Raw genomic sequence first — 26013 nt, 5'->3', positions numbered from 1 at the left:
TAGACCTTAAACTTTATGCACTGTGACAAGAATGCCATGGTCTTCTCGCAGTATTTTGGCCAAGGTATTACGCACATAAAGCTTTGTACACTTGCCCGATACAAGCTGATCATCGTAATATTGGCACTTCTTTACAAACGCTTTAAGTCCGCCTTCCTGTTGAAGTTGGTCGACACCACTAATGATTGCTGGGTCATCTTGAATCCCACTGACCAACTTTATCCAATTATACGCATACTGATAGTCCTTTTGTCGTTCTATCTTTACAGCGTCTGTCGTTGGCAAAGCGATATACTTCGGAGTTATATGTAAAACAATCGTGTCGGCAACGGGCTTCGTTTTATGATTCCGTTTCTTTGCAATCAGCTCATATTCAAACGTCACATCAGAGTGTGATTCATCGATTGCTTTGCGTGCAGGTTCAAGGATTTTAGACCGCAAATGAGCATTATCGTAGTTGGCAGGAACTTCAAAATCCCGGCGAAACTGCTTGATATCATATTCAAATCTCGTGCGGTTTCGCTGACTACAGATTATCTTATAGATGCGCTTTGCATACTTTCCACGCAGTCCCAAGGCTATTTCCTTCGAGAAAAGTGTGCCTCCTACGCCCTTACCATAATAGATAAGGAACGGTATTGCCCATTCATTGAGGTTGATTCTCAATATATTTGTGCCCTTAAGATCATGTATGGTCGTGATGATAACTCCTGTAGTTTCCACCGCCTGTCCATTGTTAGGATAAGACCAACGGAATGAAAAGTCGCGCTTCATTAAGTCTTTTGCCTCCTTAAGTACACGTCGTTTGTTGTTCTTTCCCCCTATTTCATCGCAGTTAACTTCTATGTAAGGAACGTTAAATAAGTCGTGAGACATGCTCGCCTTATTCGTCATATGGTTTTGCAATGCGCCTCCAATCGTGGTGAGAATGTTCTCTTGTATCGAAGAGATATCATACTTTCCGAAGGTCACATTGTTGGACTGTATGGTCATTAACTCACTCTTTTCGTCCATCGTTTTGTCTTAATTATTGAATTTAACGACAAAGATACGATTATTTTCTGAAGCAAACAACAAAATCACCCCATAATCTTTGAAACGCCAATAATATGTAAATATAAGAGAATAAAAAGGGAGAAACATGACCATTTTAAGGAGTAAATTTCTTCTATCCGTGTAAATCGCTCGATAAAATGAATAAAAACAAAGACGAGTCTCTATGTAAAGAGCAGCTTTCACTTATATAATTACTAAGATACAACACGCTACCTTTAACATAGTTAAAGGAGAAAATCGCTAAAACACGGCGCGCTCCCCCACTCTATCTGCATCCCCTCAGCCTCCATGTTCATTCACTTCCAAAAATCAAGACAAAGCAATCGCCTTTCTAAAGCCAAGAAACCATTTAGTCAAAAAGGGAGGTTTCCTTTGTGCTTTTAGTCATTTTGGCAGACTAATTTAGTCATTTCGGGAGGTTTCTCGATTAAAATTTAGTCAAAAAGTGATTTATCTTACCTCATAGTTATTGATTATCAATGAATTAAAAGCATTCTATAATAGAGATTCTTACATAATAAATAGACAATAGAAGCTTTTAGAAGGGTGATTCTTTACTTTTTAGTTATATTCTCAACTCAAATAAAACATAAAATTGTTTGTGTGAGAAGAAAAGAGAAAGTATACAAGAAAATATCTTTTTGCGCTTGTAAACATAATTTACTTTTAGTCATATTTCTCTAAAAAACCCTTCTTTTCATGTTTATATTTGACATAAATAGGCTAATTATGTAAATTAATTTATGAATTAAATCGTAGCTTTTTATAATCTAAAAAATAACAAATCAAATCGCCGTTTGTTAGTCAAAAAGGGAGGTTTCCTATCTAACAACATTTACTTGAGATTGCTTTTAAATCAGAATAAATCATTCATAGAACAACCGTCTCTTTATATTCGTTTGTTAGTCAAAAAGGGAGGTTTCTATCATTTGATTCAAACAAAATTTTCATTAGATTCAGAAAAACGGGTCCTTTTAGTCAAAAAGAGATGTTTCTAAAATGCTTTTTCCCGCTCATCTGCTTTATTTATTAACATTAAAGGCGTTTAATCTCATCACAAACAAATTTATCTTTAGTCAAAAAAGCATTTTTCTTTGCTTATGAAATATAGCTCAAAATTTAGTCATCACTTAGTCAAAAAGGTATTTTTTTATTCTTTTTATTTCTTGTATCTTGTTTAGTTCCAACACTTTATCATATATATCACATTTTCTGATAGCTTTCTTTTAGTCAAAAAGTGACTTTTCTTTGCTCATCGTTTCAATGACTTTACGAGGTGTAAAGACTTTTGATGAATCATCATTAAATTGGAAATAAACTACCTTCTGACCTATATGCTTTACAGAAATAAGTGCACAAACAACCCAAAATGACTAAATTTATCGGTAAAAGTCATTTTTGTTTGATTACCTTCAAATATGTTTTACAACATAAAACGGTAGTAATGAACTTAAAATATGACAGAAACCTACATTCAAAATAGATAACTACCACATTCTTAAGCTGTTACATCAAATCACACAAGGATGCAAACTTGACAATCGTTCGTTTTGAATTGCAGTCTGTTTTCTTTCACTTTTTATCCCTTTATGCTTCACTTTTTGCAGAGAAAAATACCTTTTTGACTAACAACACCTATCATCCTACCTATCCAGTTCTGCGTATAAACAGCTTGAAATGCAATGGTTTAGAAACTAAACTCACATCAAAAAACATCACTTTTTGACTAAGAATGTGCTGCTAAGTCTAACAGATTTCATTGCAAAATTAGTCAAGAAGGGAGGTCATTGCAGCCTACCCCGCCCACCCACCCCACTTAAACAGCCATCCCATGAACTGCTGTTACCCTATTATTAAATAGTGGATAATAAATTTTACAAAAGCCTTTGCACAACTCGCGTATTTGAAACGCACAATCATTCTTGTCTGAATAAGGGCCAAAAAACAAGAGTTTATATTGCATTGAGACTCAGAGCGTTACTTAAAATCACAAAATAAACGCCGTTATTTGCATGAAAACATCCTCCAATCTCAGTCATTTTACCCGAAGAAATGGGCTATTTTACGAGCATAAATGCATGATTTAGCAACGTAAGACGATGCAAATCACAACACGAAATGCACTTTTCTATCCTATCAGCACTATCGGAAGCTGATATCGTTGCCGTTTTCTTGCTTTTATTTTTCTATTTGCTTCCTTTGTAAAGCCCACTTTTTTAGCGAATAAACACAACAAAAATAGGTAATGCTTAGTCCATTTTTATGCTCACTTTTCTTTGAAAAACAAAGTTTTTTAAGGTTTATAGATAGGATAATCAGTTTAGAAACCCACCACGAATGATGAGATTAGAGAACAGCGTTGCACTCAATTCGTGTGATGATACACTAAAAAGTTAATTTTCGTTAGCATCATAACTTTTTGTAATTAAAGCCATTTCACTATTTATATTTTTATCTATCTTTGTGAAAACATAGCGAAACAACAAGATTGAATAACACAATTGATATGGTAACTAAAAACATTCCAACAGTCAAGCTCGGTATTATCGCCGTGAGTCGTGACTGCTTTCCTATCGCCTTATCCACGAAAAGACGCGAAAACATCGTAGCAGCTTATCAAGGAGAGCTGTTTAATTGTAAGACAACCGTAGAGAATGAGCAAGATATGCTCAAAGCCGTTGCCGAGGTAAAGGCTGCAGGTTGCAATGCACTTGTAGTGTTCTTGGGTAATTTTGGCCCTGAAACGCCAGAGACCTTAATAGCAAAACACTTTGAAGGTCCATGCATGTTTGTGGCTGCAGCAGAGGGAGACGGCGACATGATCAACGGCCGTGGTGATGCCTATTGCGGTATGTTGAACTGCTCTTACAATCTCGGTATGCGCCACCTCAAGGCATATATCCCTGAATATCCCGTGGGAACGGCAGAAGATGTGGCACAGATGATGGCCGACTTTGTGCCTGTTGCACGCACGATTATAGGCTTAAAGGGATTGAAAATCATTACCTTTGGTCCGCGTCCCCAAGACTTTTTTGCCTGCAATGCACCCATAAAAGGACTCTATGAATTAGGAGTTGAGATAGAAGAAAACTCAGAATTAGACCTACTTGTGGCTTATAAGGCGCATGAAAATGACCCTCGTATTGACGCCGTTTGTGAGGATATGGCTCGTGAAATGGGCTGCGGTAAGTATTATCCAGACTTGAGTCGTCGCATGGCTCAATTTGAAATCACGTTGTTAGATTGGGCAGAAGACCACAAAGGTTCACGTGAGTTTGTGGCCTTTGCAGACAAGTGTTGGCCCGCGTTTCCAAGCCAGTTTGGTTTCGAACCCTGTTATGTTAATTCGCGATTAGTAAGTCATGGCATCCCGGTTGCATGTGAGGTTGATGTCTATGGAGCCTTATCTGAGTATATCGGTATGTGCGCATCGGGAGACACAGTGACGTTACTTGACATCAATAACTCTGTTCCTCGATACATTTATGACGATGATATTAAAGGCAAATATGACTATAAACTCAGCGACACTTTTATGGGATTCCATTGTGGAAACACTCCCGAATGTAAGATGTGCAGCACTCGTGCCATTAAGTATCAGCTCATTCAGAATCGTCTTTTGGAACAAGGTGGCGAGCCAGACTTTACTCGTGGCACACTCGAAGGAGACATTGCAGCAAGCAAGGTGACTTTCTATCGTTTGCAGTGTAATGCAGAAGGCGAGTTGAAAGCCTACATTGCAGAGGGTGAAGTGCTTGATGTTCCGACGCGTTCTTTTGGTGGTATTGGTGTGTTTGCTATTCCGGAGATGGGTCGTTTCTATCGTCATGTACTCATACAAAAGGGATATCCCCACCATGGTGCAGTGGCTTTTGACCATGTGGGCAAAGTGTTGTTTGAGGTATTCAAGTATATTGGCATCAAGGATATAGCCTATAATCAGCCAGCTTCCCTACCCTATCCGACAGAAAATCCATTTAAGTAGCGGATAAGCCTTGTGCTGTTGAAATATAATATGGGATAGTTTAGATTACACCTATTTATATATATACTTATACATTGCGTATGAAAACAAAATTATTAGTGATTGTTTGTATTGTAGTTTGTTTTGTTTTAGCTCGTCATTTACTTCGTCAGAATGCTATAAAACAAAGTCAAAAGGTGGAAGAAACTGTTCCATTGAATTCTCCTTTCCTTAAAGATACATCGGCAGTCAAGGCTTCTGTTGACACCATTTATACCACCCTCTGCAACACTTACAATGGAGCGTTGGATGAAGCCATGCAGGGTGAGAAGTCATTGGACCGTAGATTTTGCACCAAAGCATGGAATAAGACAATGGAAGATTGCGAGTGTGAGCGCATGAAGCGGCACGAACAGATGGGTTGTTTTGATTATGATTATTGGATAGGTGCCCAAGATTGGGATGTGCTTTCTTATCAAATAGAAGCAATCTCCATGAATTTTACTTCATCGGCACAAGTCTTTTTGAAGTTGAAAAATGGAAAAAAGATTTCTACTTTCATGATAATGATGAAGAAAGAAGATGGTCGTTGGCTGATAGATGATCTCATATCAGATGGTGAGGGGAATCAAAGCGTCATGCAATATGCACGGGAATATCTAAAGAAATAAGTTTGCAGAAGTCAGGAAATAGTTGTAGAACTTAGGCAAACGGAATAAGATTGTACATTGATGCAATAAAAAAAGAAGGTAAAAGTGATTGAAAACAGCGGTTAGTCTGTTTCTACTCACTTTTACCTTCTTGTTATTTTAAGCTCTGAACAACTGTCTATTGTCGTTTATAAACATTCAATAGGCAGTGTTCCCCCTCAGAAAGGAGGGGTTGGAAGGGCTTTCTTACGCTTTAATTTTACCTAAGGTTACCTCCTTACCAATCTTTCCTTCAAGAATCTTTCGACTCAAGTCATTGAGTACATAGTCTTGAATGGCGCGCTTAACAGGACGTGCTCCGAAGTCAGGATCATAGCCAAGGTCGGCCAAATCGTCGATAGTTTCCTGTGTCCAATGCAATGAAAAACCTTGTTGTTCAAGCATCTTTTGAACACGTTTCATTTGTAGTTCAACAACCTTCTTAATCTCTTCTTTCGTCAATGGATGGAAGGTGATGATGTCATCAATACGATTCAAGAACTCAGGACGCATCAATTTGGTGAGTTGTTCGCGTGTAGCGTTGCTCGTCATGATGATGATTGTGTTCTTAAAGTCAACCAAACGACCTTTATTATCGGTAAGTCTTCCGTCGTCAAGTACTTGCAACAAGGTGTTGAAAACATCTGGATGTGCCTTCTCAATCTCGTCAAAGAGTACGACGCTATAAGGCTTACGACGAACCGCTTCGGTAAGTTGTCCGCCCTCATCATAGCCTACATACCCCGGAGGTGCACCGATAAGACGCGTTACACTGAACTTCTCTTGATACTCACTCATATCAATTCGGGTCAACATATTCTCGTCATTGAAGAGATATTCGGCTAAAGCCTTCGCCAATTCTGTCTTTCCAACGCCCGTTGTTCCTAAGAAGATAAAGGAAGCAATCGGTCGCTTTGGGTCTTGAAGTCCTGCCCTACTGCGCCTTACTGCATTACAAACGGCGTCAATAGCTTCATCTTGTCCGATGACACGTTTATGCAGTTCATCTTCTAAGTGCAGTAATTTCTCTCGCTCACTTTGTAGCATTCTACTTACAGGAATGCCTGTCCAGCGGCTCACAACTTCGGCAATATCGTCGGCGGTTACTTCTTCTCTGATGAGAGCTTCGCCTCCTTGCTCCTCGTCAACATGCTTCCTTAGCGTGTCGATTTGGTCTTGGAGCTGTTTTAATTCACCATATCTTATTTCAGCAACACGCTGATAATTGCCTTCGCGTTCAGCTCTTTCAGCTTCTAATTTCAGACCTTCCATCTGCTGTTTGATTTGCTGGATGTGGTCGACTTCACCTTTTTGAGCTTCCCAACGCGCACGGAATGCATTTACTTTATCCTTGAGTTCGGCAATCTCTTTTTCGAGTTGATCAATCTTTTGCTGGTTGTTCTCGCGAAGAATTGCTTGCCGTTCAATCTCCTTTTGCTTCAGAGTGCGTTCCATTTCGTCGAGTTCTTCGGGCACAGAATCACGCTCCATGCGTAACTTTGCAGCTGCTTCATCCATTAAATCGATGGCCTTGTCTGGCAAGAATCGGTCTGTTATGTAACGCTCAGAAAGCTTAACGGCTGCGATACAAGCGTCATCTTGTATTCTCACCTTATGGTGATTCTCATATCGTTCCTTTAATCCTCTTAAGATACTGATGGCATCTAACTCATCAGGTTCAGTCACCATAACCATTTGGAAACGTCGTTCGAGCGCCTTATCTTTTTCGAAATACTTCTGGTATTCATTCAAAGTAGTAGCTCCAATGGCGCGAAGTTCACCACGTGCCAACGCTGGTTTAAGTATATTTGCGGCATCCATTGCGCCCTCACCCCCACCAGCTCCGACAAGCGTATGAATCTCATCAATGAACAAGATGATGTTACCTTGGGCGTTAGTAACCTCTTTTATCACTCCTTTTAAACGTTCCTCGAACTCCCCTTTATACTTGGCTCCAGCCACGAGTTGACCCATATCGAGAGAATAAAGCTGCTTATTCTTGAGGTTTTCTGGTACATCTCCCTTCATAATTCGCTCTGCTAAACCCTCTACAATTGCCGTTTTTCCCGTACCAGGTTCACCCACTAATATAGGGTTATTCTTAGTTCTTCGGCTCAGGATTTGAAGCACTCTGCGAATCTCTTCGTCTCTACCGATAACGGGATCAAGCTTTCCTTGTCTTGCGCGTTCAACGAGATTGATGGCATATTTGCCGAGAGACTGATAGTTTTCATCGCCACTTTGTGTCTGAACTTGTTGTCCTTGACGTAATTCTTCGATAGCTTTCCGCATGCCATCTTCCGTGCAACCTGCGTCTTTTAAGATTCTTCCTGCAGTGTTGTTTCCCTTCATTATTGCCATCAGTAGTGGCTCAATAGACACAAATTCGTCCCCCCATTGCTGAGAAATTGATTCAGCTTGGTTAAACACTTGTGTTGTTTCATTACTGAAGTAAGGCTGACCGCCGTCTACTTTAGGTAGATGTTGCAGCTCGTTTTGTAGTGCCATCTCAACGCCATGTGCATTAGCTCCCAGCTTCTGGAAAATGAAATTGAGCGTATCTTTGCCTTTTTCCATGATACCTTTCAATAGGTGTAATGGCTCAACGCTTTGCTGACGACCTAATTGTGCGCTTTGCACTGCAGCTTGAACTGCCTCTTGTGCTCTTATTGTATATTTGTCGAAATTCATTAAATATCCTCCAATTGTTTATTTGTTACCTCTATTTCAAATGATGTGCCCTACCCCGTTATGTGTCAAAATGACTTCTTTTTCTGTCAAAATGACATCTATTTTTACCTTATTTTCTGTTTAAACTAATGCTTGTTTGCCTTACCCTATTTCATTATTATACATGATTTACTCTATTATTCATTTTATATTTATCACTAAAAAACTATTTTTAGTGATATGTTTTATTGTGTTTTACAATATAAAAACATATATGTTAAAATATTGTTTTATAAATATTATTTAATATATTAATATAAAATATCACTAAATATAATAGTAATTTAAAAGTGATTACTATTAAAATAAAAGATGATTAAATTATAAATAGCTTATAATATAAATAGAATCATAGATTAATATATAGGTAATTATGTAGTTTTATGATTAAAATTATAATTAGATTAAATCTTTTATGTATCTTTGCAGAAGTAGTTTTATCAATTTGTTATTGATAGATGATATATCAGTTTCAATCTTGTGATTTGCAGCTTAGATTGAGATTGTTTGGTAATTCAAAATAAAAAGGAAAATGTCGAACTATAAAACAGTAGTATTTGCCAATCAAAAGGGTGGGGTAGGGAAGACAACTCTCTGCGCACTTTTTGCCAATTATCTTACCAGAAAAGGTAAAAGCGTCTTAGTAGTTGATGCAGATTATCAGCGCTCTCTGTCTTCTCAGCGTCAGGATGAAAGCGAAATGGAAGATTATAAGACTTTAGAAGAGCCGTATAATATCTATCAATTCAACCTCGATTCAAAGGAAAAGTCGGATAAACTCATGGATGAGATGAAGAAAATTGAAGGATATGTGCTCATTGATTCCCCCGGAGCATTGACTGACGATGGTCTTATTCCATTGTTGACCAAGGCTGATATGATTATTGTTCCTTTCGATTACAGTAATATTATCCTTAAGTCTACGGCTACATTTATAAAGGTTTTCCAAGAGTTGGCCGACAAATATAAGTCTCATGCACGCCTCGTTTTCGTACCAAATCGTATAGAAAAGGGTGCTGGATATAAGGAAGAGCGCGATTTATGGGCTGAATACGATCGGCTTTTTGACCGTATCGGCATCTTAACTCCAAAGATTTTCAAGCGCTATAACTTTACACGTTACAACACCTTCTCTATCAGTATAGAAGATGCCGAGAGTGTAAAGGGCGCTTTCAATCGCATTATTAAGGAGCTTAAAACGCTTTAATCTTCTCGTTATCTGCGGCGTTCTGACGTGTGAAAGTTCATTTTTTATACAGCAAAGCCCCATAAACGAACATTATTTAGTATAAGAATCAAACGATAAAATTATTCAATATGGCAAAGAAACCGACTATGCCGGGCGAGTTGAAAGACCTGCTCAATGATATGAATCCTGTTGAAAAAGATACAAAGAAAACGGTTACGAAGCAACCGGAAGCAAGGAAAGCAAAGGCCGAAAAGCCCACTTCTGTAGATACAAAGCCTAAAACAGCGAGCGAAGAAAGTTCAATCGATCGCATTATTTCCTATGCTCAAGATTATAAAGCATCTGAGATTGATATGGCAACTGTGGTGTTATCCGAAGACATGAAGCAGGTATTAGATAAATTAAAGACTTCTCTTCCGGTGAAAACTCCATTCAAGTATCTTCTGAGTGCTATCATTAAAGAATATTTTGAAACGCATAAGCAGGAAATAAGAGACCTGATTTTGAGATTTTAAGCTTTGATTTCGTCATCTGATTTCAACAGTTTTGGCATCTCAAACGAATCAAAGAGCAGGGTAGGGGAGACTTCGTTGCGTCTCGCCCTCTTTGCCTTCACGATATAATAATAGGTGTACGAACCCATGGTTTGATTCTCTACATAACGCGTCATCCCACTCTTTTGTAAATCACATCTATAAAATCACAGTCTTTTACCTTCCTCTTTATTTCATATCTCCTACCCATTTATCATCTTAATCATTATATTTGCAAGCATGAACAACACCTTTATTCCTGACGAATCACAAGCTTTGGTGATTAATCTACAACGTGGTTATCACCTTGTATTAGCCTCTCCTGGTTGCGGAAAGACACAGATCTTAGCCGAACGGGTGGCAAAAGCCTATGCCACGGGCGTGCCTTTTTCCAACATGCTCTGTCTAACGTTCACCAATCGTGCTGCGCGTGGCATGCAAGAACGCATTGCAATGCGGCTTGAAGTGCCTGCCGATGACCTCTTTGTCGGTAATATTCACCGTTTCTGTTCACGCTTCTTGTTTGATGCCGGCATTGTTGCCGCGTCCACATCTATTATCGATGATGATGATATTTTAAGCATTTTATGTAACTTTTCAGGTGAAGACGAGTCACAAGTTGGGGCAAACTATCGGCAACGTGGCCTATATATGGAGGCCATGCAACTCTCTCATCTGATGTTTCAGATAGAAAACAATCATCCACGCGACTTGCGTTTACATCCTTCTTGCCTCTCTTCTGACGACATTCTCGCCCTGAAAAAGATATGTTTATCACAACATAAGCCCTTCGATGCAGTCATGATGGTTGATATCTACAAACACATTGACACCTATCGTGACGTTTGTAGCGGGCTCGATGCACAACAACTCATCTATCGTTTGTTACGAAAGATGCAGTTGGCCCACCAATATGAGCGTTATAAAGACGACAACCGACTGATGGATTTCGAAGATATTTTGTTGTTGTCCTATGAACATCGTGAACAGTTACCACGCTTTTCGTGGATTCAAGTGGATGAAGTGCAAGACTTGAATCCCTTACAACTCGCGCTCATTGATGCGATGACAGCACGTGAAGAGGGACAAACGCCTTGTGTAATCTACTTGGGTGATCCCCAGCAGAGCATCTTTTCATTTATGGGAGCGAAGTGCTCTACCCTTGATTTTCTGCGTAATCGCTGTGCTGGAAATATTCATTCATTAAGTAAAAACCATCGTTCACCGAAATATTTACTTGATATTTTCAACACGTATGCCGTCAAACAAATGGGAATCTCGCCTGACTTGCTTCCATCAACTTCGTTTCAACCCACCACAATAGGCAACGAGTTGCAATGGTTTCAGTCGGATACCATCGAAACAGAATACCTTGATGCAGCCCAACAAGCGGTGAGAATGTTACATGATTTCCCTGAAGACACAACGGCAATCATTGTGAATTCTAATCGTGATGCAGACGGAGTAAGCGATGGTTTGAAGCAGTTGAAGGCACCACATTTTAAGGTTTCTGGCGAGGATCTATTCTCTTCGCCCCAAATTAAGTTGCTTTTTGCTCATCTCACCATTATGAACAATCCGCACAACTTCATCGCTTGGGCACGTATTTTAGAGGGAATGCAGGTGTTTCGTACGTCAAATGCCGCGCGAAGATTCGTGAGAGCATGCAGTGATCGGGCACTCCTTCCGAGTGATTTCCTGCGTGATGATGGCCAAACTTACATCAGTCGGTTTGTCAATGCCTATGAAAACGAGGTGATAACTATCTTTGATACTGAGACAACGGGACTTGATGTGTTTAATGATGACATATTGCAAATTGCTGCCGTTCAACTCAAAAATGGGGCTGTTGTGCCTGGTTCTGCAATGTCAATCTATTTAGAAAGCGACAAGGAAATCCCCGAAATGCTTGGCGATATCGTTAATCCCATCATCGAAGAACGCCGCCATCATCAGCTCATCTCACGTCAAGAGGCCTTGCAACGCTTTGTAGATTATGCCCAGGGTACAGTGCTTTTGGGTCATAATGCCGACTTCGACATCCACATTCTTACCAACAACTTGCTACGCGAATTGCCTGAATATCCGTTGCCTGAAAACTTAAACAACTATTTGGATAGTTTGCTTTTGATTCGTCTTTTGCGTCCAGGACTACGCCAATATAAGCTCAAATATTTGTTAGAAGTCTTGCATTTGGAAGGTGAAAACAGTCATTTGGCCGATGCAGATGTTAATGCAACGTGCTCTCTTACGGCCTTTTGTTATGCTCACGCACGTGAAATGGTGGCCGAACAGCAATCATTTATCACCCATAAACGTGTGCAAGAACGTGTTGTAACCCTACGAAACAACTATCTTTCTTATTTTCATCACACCGCCAATCGACTTTGGACAAACGATGATAATAAAGAACTTCTCGTGGAAGAAATGCGTTATCTCTATTCCGTTTGGGTAGAAGAACATCTCATCGAGCCTTTACCAACGGTGGAATATATCTTCCGTTATGTGGCTTCCGACCTGTTACAACGTGATGAACCGCCAGCCTTGGCGTTGCAGATAGGGCGACATATTCTTGAATTAAACACGTTGAAAGAGGCCGATCTCTGTGGAAGTGCTACGATAGATGACAAGATTTTCGTGACAACAGTACACAAAGCGAAGGGTTTAGAGTTTGATAATGTCATCATCTTTGACGTGATAGAAGGTCGTTATCCGAATTATTACAGCCGTGAAAATCCCTCACAAGTGGCTGAGGATGCACGCAAACTCTATGTTGCAATGACGCGAGCCAAGAAGCGGTTAATGGTTATGCAGAGTAGTTCTCGCATTGATTATCGCGGCCAACGACGCCCCATTGCCCTCTCGCGGTTTATGGAATGCATTGTCGATAGCCTGAGTCCAACCCATTCTTGCACGCTCGAAAGGGGAGAAAATGGCCTTTCTTGAATGCTGAAAAAGCACAAACCAGGCCGTTAAATGCTGGGCGTTAGGATATCTTTCCTATGCAACCACAGCTTACTTTGCCTTATCTCTTGTGCTGATTAATTATTTTTAGAGGCTTTTAATCAGGCGCTCTATGAGGTTAGGATAGGGGACTCAATACATAATCCTCTACAATCTGCCCCACACCATCATTGTCGTTAGAAAGTGTAACGACATCAGCCAGCTGACGAATATCCTCAGATGCATTGGCCATTGCTACGCCTAAACCTGCAAATTTCAGCATACTCACATCGTTATATCCGTCACCACAGGCGATAATCTCTTCGCGTTTGATGCCCAAAATGTCGATGAGTTTGCCGATAGATTCAGCCTTATCGATGCCCAAAGGCACACATTCGAGGAAATAATCTGCAGAGCGATAGAGTTCCATTTCATGCTTTAGACGTTGTGAAAGCCTTAATTCCAAGTCGTGGAGTGGGGCAGGTGAGCCAACAATCAAGCATTTATTGATGGGATAAACAATGTCATTTAAGAAGGCATTTGCCTGCAAAACAGGCATCTGATTGATGTGAGCTTCCTCCATCACATAAGGGTCTTTATCGCTCGTTGCGATGATACCTTCTCCCTTATACGTTAGGATTTGCATGCCGGCTTGCATGGCTTCGTGGTATAAAGTGGGTACAAGTGCAGGGTCGAGTGTCTTTTCAAATACGGTTTTTCCGGTCTTGCAGTCTACAATTTTACCTCCATTGAAGGCCAGAATAAACCCACCATATCGTGCCAACTCAAGCTCTTCGGCCAATGGCATGATGCCAAACGTTGGCCGACCAGACGCTAATACGAGCCTAACTCCACGCTTTTGGGCCTCCATTAAAGCCGCTTTGGTACGTGGAGTGATTCGTTTCTCGCTGTTGGTTAACGTTCCATCGAGGTCAAGGGCTATTAGTTTATATTCCATATCTTATGATGCTTCATGATGAAAAGCACGATTTTGCCTTCCCATCTTTAATTGTTGATACTTAAAATCTACTTTTTACACTTTCTGTTCCTTATCCCAATGGCTCCAATCCCACGTCTTTTGACGAGAGCGTTACACTGCCATCTTCGCGCACATAGCATGGAATACAAACGTCACCTGTGGCTTTTTCTTCGTCAAAGGCAGGGTTGTTATCGCGCAATTTGAGAAATTCTTTCATGTCATGCACATCTTCTCCGATATCAATCACTTTGAAATGAGGATTCCCAACAACCTGTTTCATTACGTGAGCGCAATAAGGACAGGTCTTCATTACATACATCTTAATCATCTTTTTACCTTATTTTATATTGAAAATGAATTCTATTTATTTAGAAACAACGTTCAAAAGCGAGGCGCATTCCATGTTATAATATCTGCAATGCGATAGCCGCGCAGGCTTCAGCATCGGCAAGTGCATGATGATGTCGAGTCAGATCATAACCACAACGGGCTGCAATGATGTCGAGGTTGTGGCGTCCTTGCGGCCAAACGCTACGCGATTTGAGCAGTGTGCAATGGAAGATATAGTCGGGATATGTCATCTGATAGCACCTAAAAACAGCCTTTAAACAACTCTCATCAAAGGCTTTGTTGTGGGCAACTAAGGGGAGTTGGTCGATGAGGGGCATGATATTGCGCCACACTTCGGGAAAGATGGGGGCATTGTCTGTGTCGGCTTGTGTCAAGCCATGCACCTTTGTGTTCCAATAAGTGTAATAATCGGGCTCGGGATGGATAAGAGAATAGAAGCGGTCTACAATCATTCCGTCTCGCACAATTACTACCCCCACAGCACAAACACTGGTTCTTTCGCCGTTCGCTGTTTCGAAATCTATTGCTGCAAAGTCTTTCATTATGACTGCAAATATAAGATATTTCGGGCAAATGTGCAAGGATGCACCGATGGTTCACAAAGGAATGATGTGAACAAATCGCTGTAAATTTATCGTCTCATCTGATGATTTTCATTGCAGTTTGTTGTATCTAAGATTGTATTCTCATTTAGGATAGGGGCGCTTTCCTTTCTCCCCATGTTTTCATCCCATTTTTATGGTTTTGTAATCTCAGTCATTTCACCGAGCGATTTGAGCCATTTCACCGCGTAAACTCAGTCACTTTACCGCGTAAACTCAGTCATTTTATTCGGTGAAACGAACAAGTGTGCAGCGCCTTTGATTTTATTTCGTCTTATGTATAGATGATCCTTGTGACGGCTTCTCTTATGCGTTTTGCTCCAACATGCGTCGATCGCGCTCGGCAAGTGCATTGAAGAGTCTTTTCTTTTGCTTTGAATCGAGCAGTCCTCTCACGAAGATATGCGGCAGGGTTACACCCAAAGCGATTCCGAAAATGACTAAAGAGGCCTTGATAAGATTATTCATTGCCACCGTAACTTCACCCACTACGCCGTTCATTTCGATAAAGGCGAAGAGGGCACGATACATCAAAACACCGGGCACCATGGGTATAACGCTCGGTATAGATAGGCATTGTTGTGGGGTGTGGAACCAGTGTTGAGCGCGTGTAATGATTAAACTTACAAGCGTAGAGCCTGCTAATGAGCCGATGATGATGCCCTGATCAAGACCTATGTTGTGGTTACTTGGTCCGAGATTCACGAAGTTTCTGAAGCAAACGGCAATGATTCCACCCACTGCAATGGCTGGAAGTAGGCGTTTAGGTGTGTTATATATCATCGAGAAACCCATTGCAGAGATGGCTGCAGCGACTGCAAACTCAAAATAATTATGGTGGGGTATCATCGAGAGTGTAGTCACAAAGTTGCTTATTCCGCATATCTTTATGGCACAAGCAATACCGAAAGACATCGCGCCTACCATCAAAAGCGTATTCAAAGCGCGTATAATCCCGGTCTGAATATGGCCATCTAACGCGTCACTCACAAAGTTTATCAGTGGAACTCCAGGCACTATATAAAGTGCACAGGCTAAAAACGGATGCCAAGGTGTGGCAGTATGCATGAAGGTTGGAAAGTAATCGGCGTATGGACCGACTGAAATGAAGGTGAGAAGCCACGCCAACATAGTCGATACAAAGGCTGAGATTCCGATGCCAGCATATACATTCATGCCCTTAGAACCCATGTACATTTTAAGTCGGAAGCCAAGAATTGCGGCAAGAGATGCATAGAAGAACGCCGTCCAATCACATCCAAACTGAATACAAAAGCCACCACAGGCGAAGCCACTCCCTATAGCTACCTGCCAAGGTGTATAGCGATTGCGTTTCTTTCCGAGTTCCGTTAGTTTCTCATCATAAACATCTAACGGCATGTTTTGTTCGATACTGTCCCATGAAAGATGGCTAAGTTCAGAGATAACTGCCATGTCAATGATGTGTCGTTTGCAGTGTTTGAACTTCGTAAATGAATGGATATCGTCGTTATAATTAACCATAAGGATATCATAATTGACGCAAAGATGGAGGTTTTCATCCCGTAAACCCAAGTAAATTATAGTTCTTTTAAGCGTTCGCATGATGCGAGTTGTGTCGGCAGAACACTCCATTAACAAACAACCTGTATCCAAAAGGAGGCCTAACTTGCGGTTAATTATCTCCGCATTGTCTTGTAATACAATCTTATCTTCCATCTTATTACACTGAATATGGATGCAAAGTTAGTAGTTTTTTCTTAAAAAACATGCGCTTCATGCTATTATCTTGCTTTCTAAGTTCTTTCTAATCAGCCTCTATTTTGTTTTTTGTTATCTTGTTTTTTAGGCTTATTCACATTGTAGACGGATTCATTTTTCAATTTTTAATTACCTTTGCAAGGCAATAAAATGAATCGAATGAAGTTCAAATCTATATTTACATATACGCTGACAGTAGGTCTTTCGGCTGCTGTTCTCTATGGTTGTGGCAATAAATCTGAGGAAAACAAGCAGACAACGCCACAGCAACAAGCGGCCAAAGTCATGGTCGATGCCCAATTAAAAGCCCGACTTGATGACTTCGCGCATAAGCCCCGACCACGTGGGGCCTTTGGTTTTGATGTCTATGATCTTACAGCTGACAAGCCCGTTTATGGCTTTCAGGCTCATCAAGTGCAGCCCTCGGCCTCGTGTTTGAAGCTGTTGAGTGGCGTTGCGGGCTTGCATTTATTGGGTACAAAATACCTTTATGCCACGTCACTCTATACAAAAGGTGCTGTCAGTGATGGCACTTTTAAAGGTGATATCAGTTTTAAGGCGGGCTTTGATCCCCAACTTGACCCCACGGGATTAGTCATGTTTGCTCAAGTTTTGCGTCGAAAGGGTATACGAAAGCTTGAGGGTCGCTTTGTTGTTGACCTTGCTTTTACCGATGCAGTGCAAAGCGAAGCCCACTGGTATCCTTGGGATTTGTCGTTCTCTCAATACGGAATACTCTATAAAGGGGCTGAAAAGGTGACGAAAGCACTACGCCAAGCCTTGCAAACGGCTGGCATTTCGATAGATGAAAAGCAGTTTGTCATCGGACAAACTCCACGTGGTTCTCATTGCATCTTCCGCTTTTATCGTTCTATTGACCGTGTAATTAGGCGCATGTGGAAGAATAGTTCCAACACGCAGGCAACCGCTTTACTCTATACTATCGGGCATAAGGCAAACCCACATGAAGCTCCTGTCAAGGCAGGTATGGCCTATTTGCGTCGCTTTATGCGTCAAGAGCTTAAACTACGCGACTCATCTCTCGTGATACATGATGGCTGTGGACTCTGTACACACAATCAGATCGCGCCCCAAACGCTTACAACCATCTTGCGTTATGGCTATAAAGATAAGGCCATTTACCGCCTCTTGTATAACAATCTCTCTGTTTCGGGCGTGGATGGAACCTTGCGTCGTGAGATGGCGAGCCCCATTTTACGTGGTAAAGTGCGTGCAAAGACCGGTACACTTTCACATCCTTATGGCATCAGTTCGTTAGCGGGCTATTGCCAAGGTGCCAATGGTCATCTGCTGGCTTTTGCCATTATGGATCATGATATGTCTGTACTCGATGCGCGAGTACTACAAAAGAAGCTTTGCGAAATCCTCGTAACAGACGGCAATCAAAAGGAAAATAAGAGATAACGAAAGTCTATATATTAGATAAAAGAAAAGAAAACTAAAAACGGCAGACTCCATTTGTGTGCTCGCTTTGCACTGCATGGGTCTGCCGTTTTTATCATTTCTATAACTGATAAGCCACGCCTATCGTGCCAAAAATAGGGTAGAGACGCTGTTCTATGGTCTTAAACCCACGGCGATGAATGCCTGTCAATCCCCAGTTTAGGTCGAGATAACCTCCCCATTTGCGATAAATCATCCAGTCACAGCCTACAACTAATCCCGCTTGTAGATGCCGCATATCGTGACTAAAGTCATAGTCCCCGCGCTCACCAGCCTTATTTCCTACGTTAATCTTTGGTCCGGTGGGGTCTCCTATGCGTAGATATCCATCGTGTGCAAAGCCTTTAAACTGCCTTGATACAACCCAAGAACCATATATTCCGGCTCTTAATCTGACGCAATCACTTACATGAAACGCCGCCATTACAGGCAAAGTAAACATCCATTCGTTTACTTTCGTGCGCACATCGCCTGTAAACTGCCCTTCAAGGTGCTGACTTCCCTGAACAATGGCCATGTGATAATTCTTCACTCTCGCATCAACCTGCATGCCTTTATTTTCAAACCGCAACCCCAAGGCTATGCCCATGAGCGGTGAAAGACGGCGTTCGATGTCGCCACCCCATTGGAAATTTGGCATTAAAGTATAGTTGTTCATACTCCGAATGCTGCTTGGCAGGCCGACAGGTGACGTTCCTCCGAGATGATATCCAAAGCGAAGAGTGACCGAAAGGCTATCACCGGCGAGGTCTTCTGCCTTTACCGACGACATGGAGAGTAACATGAAAAGGGCTATAATGAGTTTTTTCATCTTTATTTCTGTTCTTTTTCACAAATGATTCTTACTTTATCAATACACAAGGTTGAGCCTATTGCTCCGATAAACGCATCGCCTTGCTTGCTCGAAGAGAAGACAAGTGCAAGGCTATATCCGTTTTGTTCCATCACATCTAAATCGGGTTCACTCACAAAAGTGAAGGTCAATTCAAACGGAGTCCACTCGTTTTGTGGTTTCACAAAACCCATGTCGGCGCGTGCAATGATAGCTTTGCTTGTCTTGATTGTGCTGCCATCGAGCACAATCTTTTGCCCGTTGGCATCGTGATTGCGGTAGAACACGGCATAAACTGCCGCACTATCCTTCACGTTGGGCAACTCATGGAGATACTTATCGGTTACCTTTGTCTCGGGACGATACTTATAATATCCTGTGAACTTAATGGGTTTGCGATTAAATGGCTGTCCAAACTTTGTGGCTTTTAAGGCATCTGTGAGTGCACTTTGCAAGTCGAAACTTCCATAAAAGAGGTTACCTGCAGCGATAGGCATGTTCATCATCTTGCCCAAATCACCCGTACTGCGCGTTGTTAGCTGTACTCCCTTGCCTTCAAATCCTTGAATTGGGATGGCAGGATCAGCCTCTGCGGGTTGATCCCAGGCTGAAAGTGAGAAACCAGCATTGCCAGATCCCCACACATCTAACATGCCATCAGGACCTTTTTCCTGCCACTTATAGAATTGAGGAAGGTCTGGGAGGTTGTCTTTTACAACGTTTTCAAAGTCAAATTTGACGGTATCGCCGACCATAACGGTGTCTTTTTTGAAGCTCACCCGATAGATACGATGATAACTTTTGTCTTCAGACATGACCGTATAAACAACGGGTTGATTGCTGAAGTCGTGCACTGAACCATTTGCCGGAACAATGGTTGCCCCCGGAGTAAGCTTGAATTGTGGTGCAAACTGCGTGCGCTGACTTTTGCGTTTGACGGCAAAAACGATGTCGGTAGAGGTAGAAGGCACCGCAACCAAGGTGTCAGAGAGGTTGTTAAACACGTCTGTTGCATGGTCGACACTAACAAATGCCGCCTCGATATCGCACTCGGCGTTGGGTGCTTCGTCTTTAAAACATGCGCTAAGGGCCGTGCATAGCATGACCATTAGACTGAATCTAAAAAGTATTTTCATGTGAAATATGTTTCTGTTTCGCCTGCAAAAGTAACAAAAATTAATGAAATGGTGAAATATAAGGCTTCAAAGCCGCTCTTATATTGTGTTTGGTTATCGTGTAATTTGGTGCATTTCACGCGATGAAATGATGCAGATTACGCGGTAAAATGACTCAAAACATTCGGTAAAGTGATGCAAATTGAAGGCTTATTTGACTCAAATCATCTTTCCTTTTCTTTGGAAAGGTGTAATCATCTGATTGACAGCGTGTTATTAATCAAGTTGTTTGTTGATTCAGGGGCTTAGAAAGGGATAAGAAAAATCCCTATGGTGGTCAGATGATATGCCTCCATAGGGATTAATTTATAGCAGATTTTATGCGTCTATATCAGCCGTTTTGCCCTCTTATTTGCCCATGTTTGCGAGGATAAAGCTATAGATGTCGGCCTGTTCTTCAATCTGTTTGCTCAGTGGTTTGCCTGCGCCGTGGCCGGCTTTTGAGTCGATGCGAATCAACACGGGAGCCTTTCCGCCTTGACAAGCCTGTAAAGTTGCAGCAAACTTGAAGCTATGTGCGGGAACAACTCGGTCGTCGTGGTCGGCTGTTGTGATGAGCGTTGCGGGATAACTAACGCCTTTCTTTAAGTTGTGTAAAGGCGAATAGCCTCGCAAGTAGTCAAACATTGCCTTGCTATCTGCCGAGGTTCCATAGTCAGGAGCCCAGTTCCAACCTATGGTAAACCTATGATATCGCAACATATCTAACACCCCAACTTGAGGTATGCAGACTTGAAACAGGTCGGGACGCTGCGTTAAACATGCGCCAACTAATAAGCCTCCGTTGCTTCCTCCGACTATAGCGAGGTGATGTTTATCCGTATATTTGTTTGCAATTAGCCACTCTGCAGCCGCTATAAAGTCGTCAAACACGTTCTGTTTTTGCATCTTAGTACCGGCTTGATGCCATGCTTCTCCGTACTCACTACCGCCTCTTAAGTTTGCTTGTACATAGATTCCACCTTGTTCTAAGAATGGAATCCTCATGGAAGAGAAGTAAGGTTGCAGTGCAATATTAAACCCTCCATACCCATAAAGGTATACAGGATTCTTTCCGTTTAGCTTCAAATCACGGCGATAAGTGAGGAACATTGGCACGCGAGTACCGTCTTTACTCGTATAGAACACTTGTTTAGTGATAAACTGATTCTGCTTGAATGTTGCCTTAGGTTGGCTGTAAATGCGAGATGTTTTCGTGTTAGTGTCAAACTGATATACTGTTCCTGGCGTTGTAAATGAACTGAAAGAGTAAAAACATTCAACGTCATTTCTATCGCCCGAAAAGCTTGCATTACCTAATGATGGCAGCTTAATCTCACCCTCATTTCGGCCATCAAGCGAGTAAAGATAACAATGAGAGCTGGCGTCTTTACTATAGTTTAACACCATCTTTCCATGTGTAAAGGTAACGTCGTTCAATACATTTTGTGACTCGGGAACAAGCTCTTTCCAATCCTTTATGCCTGGTTTGGCGAGGTTTGCCAACATCAAACGGTTCTTTGGAGCGCCTGAGTTTGTGAAGATATATATGTCATTTCCTATGGTCTCTACAGGCTCATAACGACAATTCATGTCGTTAGTCATCTGGATAAACTGGCTGTCTTTGTTACGCAAATCGCGTACATAGAGATTGTTACCACTACCTTCTCCCGATTCCGTTAGATACATAATGGTTTCCTCTTTGTTAACCGTTACGGCGTAAAAGCGAAGCGGATAGGCTGGGTTTTGATAGAAAAGGCGGTCTTCTTTCTGTGCCGTTCCAAGGTGATGATAGTATATTTTATGCACTTCATTCTTGCTGGTGAAGGCGTGATTTGATGGTGCATCATAAGCACTATAATAGAAACCATCTCCACACCAGGCTGCGTTTCCGAACTTAGCCCATTCAATATGGTCGGCCAAATCCTTGCCTGTGGTTAAGTCTTTGACATAAATCTCCTGCCAATCACTTCCATTTCGTGCAATGACATAAGCCAAATAGCGGCCATTATGCGAGAAACTTATCCCCTTTAATGCCACAGTTCCGTCGGTGCTTAGCTTATTAGGATCGAGTACTTCGTAAAGCGTTCCACCGAGTTTATCCATCTTATAGAGCACACTTTGATTCTGAAGACCATTATTTTTGTATACATACCAAGTGTTATTACGCTTGAATGGTGTGCCAATCTTTTCGTAGTTAGCCACTTCTTTGAGCCTTTTTAAGAGCTTAGGTCGCATGGGAAGGCGGTCTAAATAGTGGCGAGTTAGCTCGTTTTCTGCCGTGACCCAACGTTGTGTTTCGATGCTATTGTCGTCCTCAAGTGGCCGATATGGGTCTGCAATTTGAGTGCCGAAATAGGTATCAATGGTATTATTTTGCGGCGCCTTTGGATAGTGAAAGGTTTGTGCAGTGGCACAAGTGGCAGCCAAAGTCAATGGAAAAGTAAAGAGCATTTTAATGTTCATGATCGATGATTTAATTTGAAACATGATACGAATTTAGGCATTCTTTTGCATGATTTCTGTAATTTAACGTTAAAAGAAGATAAAAACTATCTCATTTGTAACATTTGTTACTCTTGTAACGGCCTTCACTTCTTTATCTTTGTAAACAGAAAATAAATTAAAATGCAATAGATATGACACACGGACATGAAGTACTTCACATGATGGAAGGAAATAGTTATGCAAACAAACAGGCACTCATCGACGCAATTATTGAACGCTTTGGCGCTGAAGAACGCTTCTATACATGCTCTGCAGAGGGCTTAGATGCACGCCAACTTGTTAACTTTCTCGACGACAGGGGTAAGTTTATGGACACTGACGACGGTGGATTCACGGTCAATTTAGGTATGATGTGCCAGCACTAATGATAGGAAACACGAGGTCACATGAGTAAAAAGATAGATCTAAAACGTTCAGTTTACGAACTAACAACGCAGTATCCAGAGCTTATTGAGGTGCTCGCGAGCTTGGGATTAAACGATATTAAGAAGAAGTTTATAAGGAATTCAGTCGGTAAACTCATTACAATCCCAAAGGGAGCAGGCATGCATGGCATCGACATGAATACGCTTTTATCTACTTTAAAGCGGCATGGCTTTGAGGTAGAAGAGCCAAATCAGCCCACTATTAATGCGGAATCATTGCGCACAGTAACGGGAAACACGCGCACAGAACAGCTGAAAGGTTACCTCAAACGATTGGGAAAAGGGGAGAGTCTTGATGCAGTTCGTGCAGACTTTACAAAGGAATTTGGAGACGTAGAGGCTTCAGAGATTATGCAAGCAGAGCAAGAACTGCTCGCCGAAGGAACGCCTTTGCGCGAAGTTCAGCAGCTTTGTGACATCCACTCCGCACTCTTTCATGGGGCAACGCGTGAGGAACGAATTGCCAATGCAGAGCAAGCGGTGGCCGAATCTGTTAGCCGTCATGAAGCCATTCACGCCATGGCAGAGGCCAATACGCAACGCGCGGCCGACCTTTCTCTCATTGATGGCCACCCCATTCAAACCTTCTTGCGCGAAAACGAGGCTTTAGAAACCTTGTTAAATCAGGCATTCGACATTGTGGAATCACGTGGAAACATCGACCAATTACTTGCAAAAATACATGGTGTTTCGATTCATTATGCAAAGAAAGGCGACTTGATTTATCCGCATCTTAACGTCAAATATGACATCAATGGGCCGTCAAAAGTTATGTGGACTATAGACGATGAGATACGCAACGAGCTTGGAATCCTGACGCGAAGTGAAAGTCGTGACGAGCCATGGTGGGGCAGAGTGTCGGCTGTATTGACGCGAATGAAGGAGATGATCTATAAAGAAAACAACATTCTTCTACCGATTTGTGCAGCCAATTTCACGCAAGACGAGTGGCAACACCTCTATCGTGACAGCAAGGATTACGCCATTTGCTTCGATGTAGTGCCTAAGATTTGGGCAGAAGCAGAGGCAAAACCCGAGACAAAGTCACACGAAGGAGAGATTGTTATGCCTGGAGGTCACCTCACATTAGCCCAATTAACCGCAATGCTTAACACGCTTCCACTTGAAATTACCTTTGTAGATGCGGATAACATCAATAGATATTTCAACGAAGGGCCAAAGGTTTTTAAGCGTCCTTCCATGGCCATTGATCGCGAAGTCTTTACTTGTCACCCACCAAAGATTGAGCCAATGGTGCGTAGTATCATTGAAGATTTGCGCTCAGGACGGCGAGATCAGGTTCCAATGTGGTTAGAAAAGAATGGTCATGCGACGTTAGTCAACTACATGGCTGTGCGTGATAGCGACGGAAACTATGTCGGAACGGTTGAAGTAGTGCAAGACATGGAGTTTGCAAAAAAGCACTTTGAGCGCTAAACGAATAAGGAAATATAAGCTGGAAAGGGGGAGTTTGCACAATAACTAAACTCTTATTTAACGATGAAAGCACTTGACTGCCAACGCTTGTCAAGTGCTTTTTCCGTATGTTTTATTTTATTTCGTTTCGTCGAAATCTTCGTTTTATTGTGCAATGCGCATATCATTACGACACAAAACTACCCTCTAAGATTCGTCTTGCGCCGCGATAATGGTGAGAATAATAGCCATCTTCGCTATCACTTATTGTCACTCCATGACTGCAACTGGAATGAATGAACTTGAAAGTTCCGTCATTTGACACCTCACAAACAATGCCCACATGACCAATATTGTGCTTGTTTGAACCGAAAAACACAAGGTCTCCCACCTGAATTTCAGCCTTGTTGACTGATAATCCCTGTTTCCATTGGTCGCGACTTGACCGACCTAACGAGATGTTTAGACACTTATAGATATAACTTGTGAAGCCCGAACAGTCGAAACCCGACGGACTTGAGTGACCATAACGATAGGGAGTACCGATAAAGTCCTTAGCTTTCGTGATGAGATCTGAGCCTCTTACATTGAAAAGGGCTTCGAATTCAGCGTGGTCGCAATAATCTTCTGTATTGTCAGGAGCAGCATTTGAGGTTGTCGGTTGACCTGCATAGGCAAACGAATAGGCTGCTATCAAAAGGAAAGATAATGTTAGTATTCTCTTGAAATTCATTATTTTGGTTTTAGGATTGACACAAATTTAATAAAAAAATGTCGTATCTGAAAACCTGAAATTACATTTGTTAAGAGTTCATTAAGGTCATCCCACAAGTCTTAAAAACTTTTTAGACGGTTTAACGGGATAGGGAATAATTTCACATTTCGGCCTTTTTGTGCAACTTTTTGTTATCTTTCTCTATCTTGTTTCCCCCTCATTCCTTTATAAAACGTGTATCAGCGCGCTATCAATTCACGGAAAACTGCTCACACTTTCCTACCATAAGCACGATGTTTGAACTTCATGCATGTTATCTCTACCTATATATAATAAGGTGTAAGTTTAGAGATAACGCCACCAACTGAATGGTTTTCTTCGCTGAAGATAGTCAGGTTCATTCATGTGGGCATAGGCTTCACGCTCAAAACTGATATTAAGATAGGCATTACCAGGCTTGAAAAGGCGGACAAACCACTCCAAAACATACCATAGATAAAAGCCAACAAACAACATTTCGCGCATCTGATGGGTGTGTATTTGCTCATGCAACAGCAACTCAGGTGTTAGCGTTGACGTGCTGCGACAAAACAAAACACCCATAAAATTCATGGCTTCGAAGCCCTTAAATGGGATGAATCGGTTGCGAATTATCTTCATATTACTCACAAAGATAACGAAAAGGGCACGATGAACGCACTTTTTTGATGACTTAATTTGGTT

20 protein-coding genes are annotated in these 26013 nt (G+C 41.6%); 8 read left to right on the top strand and 12 right to left on the bottom strand.

The features are described from left to right. Positions 1-6: 6 nt before the first annotated feature. The gene (locus HMPREF9145_RS12720) at positions 7-1014 is read right to left on the bottom strand and encodes a replication initiation protein (protein ID WP_021825195.1); all 1008 of its coding nucleotides are present in this window, start codon (positions 1012-1014) and stop codon (positions 7-9) included. 2548 nt (positions 1015-3562) lie between these two features. On the opposite strand from HMPREF9145_RS12720, the gene HMPREF9145_RS04605 reads away from it, so the two are divergent. Together HMPREF9145_RS04605 and HMPREF9145_RS04600 are read left to right on the top strand one after the other, a co-directional pair. Continuing rightward, positions 3563-5041, top strand: coding sequence for an L-fucose/L-arabinose isomerase family protein (locus tag HMPREF9145_RS04605; RefSeq protein WP_021825196.1), 1479 nt, complete (start codon positions 3563-3565; stop codon positions 5039-5041). A gap of 80 nt (positions 5042-5121) precedes the next feature. Further along, positions 5122-5691, top strand: a complete 570-nt coding sequence (locus tag HMPREF9145_RS04600; protein WP_021825187.1) for a DUF3828 domain-containing protein — start codon at positions 5122-5124, stop codon at positions 5689-5691. Between the two features lie 225 nt (positions 5692-5916). Here the strand turns inward: HMPREF9145_RS04600 and clpB are convergent, their stop codons facing one another. Beyond that, a complete protein-coding gene (gene clpB, locus HMPREF9145_RS04595; RefSeq protein ID WP_021825173.1) occupies positions 5917-8400 on the bottom strand; it encodes an ATP-dependent chaperone ClpB in 2484 nt (827 codons plus the stop codon). A 571-nt stretch (positions 8401-8971) separates the two neighbouring features. Between clpB and HMPREF9145_RS04590 the strand changes: the two genes are divergently transcribed. Further along, positions 8972-9646, top strand: coding sequence for a ParA family protein (locus HMPREF9145_RS04590; protein ID WP_021825174.1), 675 nt, complete (start codon positions 8972-8974; stop codon positions 9644-9646). 110 nt (positions 9647-9756) lie between these two features. Next, positions 9757-10143 carry a hypothetical protein gene (locus HMPREF9145_RS12475; protein WP_021825193.1) on the top strand — a complete coding sequence of 129 codons (387 nt, stop codon included), beginning with the start codon at positions 9757-9759 and terminating at the stop codon, positions 10141-10143. Here HMPREF9145_RS12475 and HMPREF9145_RS13670 read toward each other — a convergent pair. Beyond that, positions 10140-10298 (bottom strand): hypothetical protein, encoded by a 159-nt coding sequence (locus HMPREF9145_RS13670; RefSeq protein WP_021825189.1) that lies wholly within the window; start codon positions 10296-10298, stop codon positions 10140-10142. The genes HMPREF9145_RS12475 and HMPREF9145_RS13670 overlap by 4 nt on opposite strands. 103 nt (positions 10299-10401) lie before the next feature. Here HMPREF9145_RS13670 and HMPREF9145_RS04580 point away from each other — a divergent pair, with 103 nt between their 5' ends. Beyond that, complete coding sequence (locus tag HMPREF9145_RS04580; protein WP_021825185.1) at positions 10402-13107, top strand: 3'-5' exonuclease; 2706 nt, start codon at positions 10402-10404, stop codon at positions 13105-13107. Positions 13108-13243: 136 nt separating this feature from the next. On the opposite strand, the gene HMPREF9145_RS04575 is transcribed toward HMPREF9145_RS04580, so the two are convergent. The 4 genes from HMPREF9145_RS04575 to HMPREF9145_RS04560 all read right to left on the bottom strand — a co-directional run bounded on the left by HMPREF9145_RS04575 (position 13244) and on the right by HMPREF9145_RS04560 (position 16734). Continuing rightward, complete coding sequence (locus HMPREF9145_RS04575; protein ID WP_021825192.1) at positions 13244-14062, bottom strand: Cof-type HAD-IIB family hydrolase; 819 nt, start codon at positions 14060-14062, stop codon at positions 13244-13246. 91 nt (positions 14063-14153) lie between these two features. Further along, a complete protein-coding gene (locus HMPREF9145_RS04570; RefSeq protein ID WP_021825198.1) occupies positions 14154-14411 on the bottom strand; it encodes a hypothetical protein in 258 nt (85 codons plus the stop codon). Positions 14412-14487: 76 nt separating this feature from the next. After that, positions 14488-14976, bottom strand: a complete 489-nt coding sequence (locus HMPREF9145_RS04565) for a 3'-5' exonuclease (RefSeq protein WP_021825181.1) — start codon at positions 14974-14976, stop codon at positions 14488-14490. Positions 14977-15342: 366 nt separating this feature from the next. Next, complete coding sequence (locus HMPREF9145_RS04560; protein WP_021825169.1) at positions 15343-16734, bottom strand: threonine/serine exporter family protein; 1392 nt, start codon at positions 16732-16734, stop codon at positions 15343-15345. A 201-nt stretch (positions 16735-16935) separates the two neighbouring features. On the opposite strand from HMPREF9145_RS04560, the gene HMPREF9145_RS04555 reads away from it, so the two are divergent. After that, the gene (locus HMPREF9145_RS04555; protein ID WP_036906591.1) at positions 16936-18201 is read left to right on the top strand and encodes a D-alanyl-D-alanine carboxypeptidase/D-alanyl-D-alanine-endopeptidase; all 1266 of its coding nucleotides are present in this window, start codon (positions 16936-16938) and stop codon (positions 18199-18201) included. A 100-nt stretch (positions 18202-18301) separates the two neighbouring features. On the opposite strand, the gene HMPREF9145_RS04550 is transcribed toward HMPREF9145_RS04555, so the two are convergent. The 3 genes from HMPREF9145_RS04550 to HMPREF9145_RS04540 form a co-directional block, all read right to left on the bottom strand. Beyond that, entirely contained in the window at positions 18302-19051 is a 750-nt protein-coding gene (locus tag HMPREF9145_RS04550) for a porin family protein (RefSeq protein WP_021825191.1), read from the bottom strand. 2 nt (positions 19052-19053) lie between these two features. Next, positions 19054-20208, bottom strand: coding sequence for a PCMD domain-containing protein (locus HMPREF9145_RS04545; protein ID WP_021825178.1), 1155 nt, complete (start codon positions 20206-20208; stop codon positions 19054-19056). A 387-nt stretch (positions 20209-20595) separates the two neighbouring features. Beyond that, the gene (locus tag HMPREF9145_RS04540) at positions 20596-22692 is read right to left on the bottom strand and encodes a prolyl oligopeptidase family serine peptidase (protein WP_021825176.1); all 2097 of its coding nucleotides are present in this window, start codon (positions 22690-22692) and stop codon (positions 20596-20598) included. A 173-nt stretch (positions 22693-22865) separates the two neighbouring features. Between HMPREF9145_RS04540 and HMPREF9145_RS04535 the strand changes: the two genes are divergently transcribed. Together HMPREF9145_RS04535 and HMPREF9145_RS04530 are read left to right on the top strand one after the other, a co-directional pair. Next, complete coding sequence (locus HMPREF9145_RS04535) at positions 22866-23099, top strand: YecH family metal-binding protein (RefSeq protein WP_021825183.1); 234 nt, start codon at positions 22866-22868, stop codon at positions 23097-23099. Between the two features lie 21 nt (positions 23100-23120). Further along, positions 23121-24596, top strand: a complete 1476-nt coding sequence (locus HMPREF9145_RS04530; RefSeq protein WP_021825171.1) for a DUF438 domain-containing protein — start codon at positions 23121-23123, stop codon at positions 24594-24596. A gap of 166 nt (positions 24597-24762) precedes the next feature. Here the strand turns inward: HMPREF9145_RS04530 and HMPREF9145_RS04525 are convergent, their stop codons facing one another. Further along, complete coding sequence (locus HMPREF9145_RS04525) at positions 24763-25308, bottom strand: C40 family peptidase (protein ID WP_021825177.1); 546 nt, start codon at positions 25306-25308, stop codon at positions 24763-24765. Positions 25309-25635: 327 nt separating this feature from the next. Then, on the bottom strand, positions 25636-25950 hold the full coding sequence (locus tag HMPREF9145_RS04520) for a hypothetical protein (RefSeq protein ID WP_036906596.1): 315 nt from the start codon (positions 25948-25950) through the stop codon (positions 25636-25638). Between the last annotated feature and the right edge of the window lie 63 nt (positions 25951-26013).

The sequence above is a fragment of the Segatella salivae F0493 genome, from assembly GCF_000477535.1.
In the GTDB taxonomy this organism is placed as follows: Bacteria; Bacteroidota; Bacteroidia; order Bacteroidales; family Bacteroidaceae; genus Prevotella; species Prevotella salivae.
This window is presented reverse-complemented; position numbering and strand designations above follow the sequence as displayed.